The 2,328-nt window shown below is 71.2% G+C and carries 5 protein-coding genes; 1 reads left to right on the top strand and 4 read right to left on the bottom strand.

What is annotated here, in order from left to right; genetic code table 11:
• Positions 1 to 101 (bottom strand): biotin carboxylase N-terminal domain-containing protein (locus ACFXB5_RS53515; RefSeq protein WP_158786612.1); only part of this gene is annotated, 101 nt, incomplete at its 3' end.
• 344 nt (positions 102 to 445) lie between these two features.
• Here ACFXB5_RS53515 and ACFXB5_RS53510 point away from each other — a divergent pair.
• Positions 446 to 898 carry a hypothetical protein gene (locus tag ACFXB5_RS53510; protein WP_385223317.1) on the top strand — a complete coding sequence of 151 codons (453 nt, stop codon included), beginning with the start codon at positions 446 to 448 and terminating at the stop codon, positions 896 to 898.
• Positions 899 to 982: 84 nt separating this feature from the next.
• On the opposite strand, the gene ACFXB5_RS53505 is transcribed toward ACFXB5_RS53510, so the two are convergent.
• The 3 genes from ACFXB5_RS53505 to ACFXB5_RS53495 all read right to left on the bottom strand — a co-directional run bounded on the left by ACFXB5_RS53505 (position 983) and on the right by ACFXB5_RS53495 (position 2,208).
• Positions 983 to 1,588 carry a Maf family protein gene (locus ACFXB5_RS53505; RefSeq protein WP_385223315.1) on the bottom strand — a complete coding sequence of 202 codons (606 nt, stop codon included), beginning with the start codon at positions 1,586 to 1,588 and terminating at the stop codon, positions 983 to 985.
• Between the two features lie 187 nt (positions 1,589 to 1,775).
• A complete protein-coding gene (mmpB, locus tag ACFXB5_RS53500; RefSeq protein ID WP_256656293.1) occupies positions 1,776 to 1,907 on the bottom strand; it encodes a morphogenic membrane protein MmpB in 132 nt (43 codons plus the stop codon).
• Positions 1,908 to 2,001: 94 nt separating this feature from the next.
• On the bottom strand, positions 2,002 to 2,208 hold the full coding sequence (locus ACFXB5_RS53495) for an acyl-CoA carboxylase subunit epsilon (protein ID WP_201858692.1): 207 nt from the start codon (positions 2,206 to 2,208) through the stop codon (positions 2,002 to 2,004).
• Positions 2,209 to 2,328 lie beyond the last annotated feature (120 nt).

Genomic DNA, 2,328 nt, shown 5'->3' with positions numbered 1-2,328 from the left:
GGATCGGCGTAGACGGCTACGCTCGCGATCCCGGCATCCCGGCAGGCACGGGCAACACGGACAGCGATCTCGCCACGGTTGGCGATGAGCACCTTGCGCACGATGGCTCCCTCCTTGAAACAAGCCGAGTTTAGGTACAGGCGACACCTCGCGCCGAGAAGACCCCGGGCGTGAGCTTGACCACACGGAGCGTGAACCTCGCGTTGGACGAACGTCCGGATCCCCCGTCGCTCCACGGTACGCCCGGTTTTCGGGGCCATGGCACGGTCCACGATGTGGGCAAGGTCTCTGGCACGCCGTGCTGCGGCGCCTCGCGTTTCTTTGTGGAGACCCTACGAATGCCGGGCGGAAACTTTGCCACGGCGTTCAGCTCGTCCGAACCTCTTGTGGCGGCGCTTACCCGTTAGTAGCGTGCTTCGGCACTGACAGAGTGGAGGGGATCGCGGTGGCGCGCAGACCAGTGGCCGCGGTGGCGGCAGTGACGCTGATGGTCGAGGCGGTCGGCATAGCGCTGCTGAACTGGATCCTCGGCCTGGTCGTGGACCGTCAGCAGATGTCCTTGGGCGGCATGGACACCGACGCGATGTCGATCGGGACCTGGGTCGCGGGCGGCCTCTTCGGCCTCTATCTGCTGGTGTGCGGGGTGGTGCTGCTGCGCACCGCGGTGCGCGACCGCGCGCCCGGCCGCCTGGCCCGCATCCTGCTCATCACCTGTGCGGTGGTGCACGGGCTGTTGGGCGCGTTCTCGGTCGGCCTGGTGGGCTGGGCGGCGTTCGCGTTCATGATGGTGGTGCTGGGGCTGATCGTGCTGAGCCTGCTGGGGTACGAGGCGGAGTCGCCCGCCGAGCCCTCCGCCGAGGTCGCGGGCGGCGGCCACGATGCCCCCAGCCCGGCCTGAGCCGCGCTCCCAGTCCGGCCTGAGCCGGGAAAGATCGAGGGAAAGACCTAAGAGAGGTCCAGGGAATCGCCTAGCCGGAATTCCCTAGTCGTTCCAGAGGTCCGTGATCCGCACGTCCAGTTCGGCGAGCAGCCGGCGGAACAGCGGCAGGGACAGCCCGATCACGTTTCCGGAGTCGCCCTCGATGCCGTCGATGAACGGCGCCGAACGGCCGTCGAGCGTGAACGCGCCCGCCACGTGCAGCGGTTCGCCGCTGGCGACGTACGCCGCGATCTCCTCGTCCGTCGGCTCGCCGAAGTGGACGGTGGTGGACGCGGTGGCCGAGGTGCGGCTGCCGTTGGCCGTGTCGATCACGCAGTGCCCGGTGCGCAGCACCCCGGCCCGGCCGCGCATCGACTTCCAGCGCGCGGTGGCCTCCTCGGCGTCGGCCGGCTTGCCGAGCGCCTGACCGTCGAGCTCCAGCACCGAGTCGCAGCCGACGACGAGGGAGCCGGCCGTCTCCGGAAGCCCGGCCACGGCGGTGGCCTTCGCCTCGGCCAGCACCCGGGCCAGCTCGGCGGGGGTGTCGGCGCTGAGCGCGTCCTCGTCCACCCCGCTGACGATCACCTTCGGCGCCAATCCGGCCTGCCGCAGCAGCCCGAGCCGGGCGGGCGAGGCGGACGCGAGAACGAGAGTGCGCTGCGCAGTCATGCGCACCAGGGTAAGCCGCTCCCGGCGAGGGGCCGGGGGCCAGGGCCACCTGCTACGGGGTGTCCGCGCGTGGCAGGTGCTTCGCCCCTGGGCCCCGGGGTCTGGGGCGGAGCCCCAGTCGTGGGAAGGGGCGAGGAGGGGAACAGCCCGCCGCAGGCGAGTCAAGATCCGTCGGACACCGCCCGGGTTAGGGCCACATGCCGAGGATGCACATCGCCAGCAGCACGGCGACGGTCAGAACGGTGCGGGCGCGGCGGAGCATGGCCTCGGCGCGCCGCAGTTCCTCGGGCGGCTCATCGGGCGGCTCGGACCACAGCATGAATCCGATCCTGAGGCCGGAGACGCCGGGGCGCCTGAGTACGCGTACTCAGGCGCCCCGGCGCGAAGCTGCCATCCGGCCCGCCGCGGGCCGCTCAGGCGGGCCAGTAGGTGGTGCGCCACGCCTTGGGACCCGGGTGCGGCACCCGGTGGCTGGGGACGGTGCGGGCGGGGTCGGACCACTCCTCCGGATCGTCCTCGGTCCGCGCAGCGGCCATGACGGCCGCCGCGCGTGCTTGCACCACCGCCAGAGCGGCGGCCAACTCCTCGGGGGTCGGGTTGCCCCGGACAATACGGATCATGGAAACAGCCCTTCGCTAGGGGGCTAGAGGGGGATGTTGCCGTGCTTCTTCGGGGGCAGCGCTTCGCGCTTGTTCCGCAACGTCCGCAGACCGCGGACGATGTGGCGACGGGTCTCGGAG

The sequence above is a fragment of the Streptomyces sp. NPDC059455 genome (assembly GCF_042750115.1).
GTDB lineage: Bacteria > Actinomycetota > Actinomycetes > Streptomycetales > Streptomycetaceae > Streptomyces > Streptomyces endocoffeicus.
This window is presented reverse-complemented; position numbering and strand designations above follow the sequence as displayed.

Coding starts and splice junctions, on each gene's coding strand:
- ACFXB5_RS53505 (WP_385223315.1), bottom strand. CDS start 1,588: ATGACTGCGCAGCGCACTCTCGTTCTCGCGTCCGCCTCGCCCGCCCGG.
- mmpB (WP_256656293.1), bottom strand. CDS start 1,907: ATGCTGTGGTCCGAGCCGCCCGATGAGCCGCCCGAGGAACTGCGGCGC.
- ACFXB5_RS53495 (WP_201858692.1), bottom strand. CDS start 2,208: ATGATCCGTATTGTCCGGGGCAACCCGACCCCCGAGGAGTTGGCCGCC.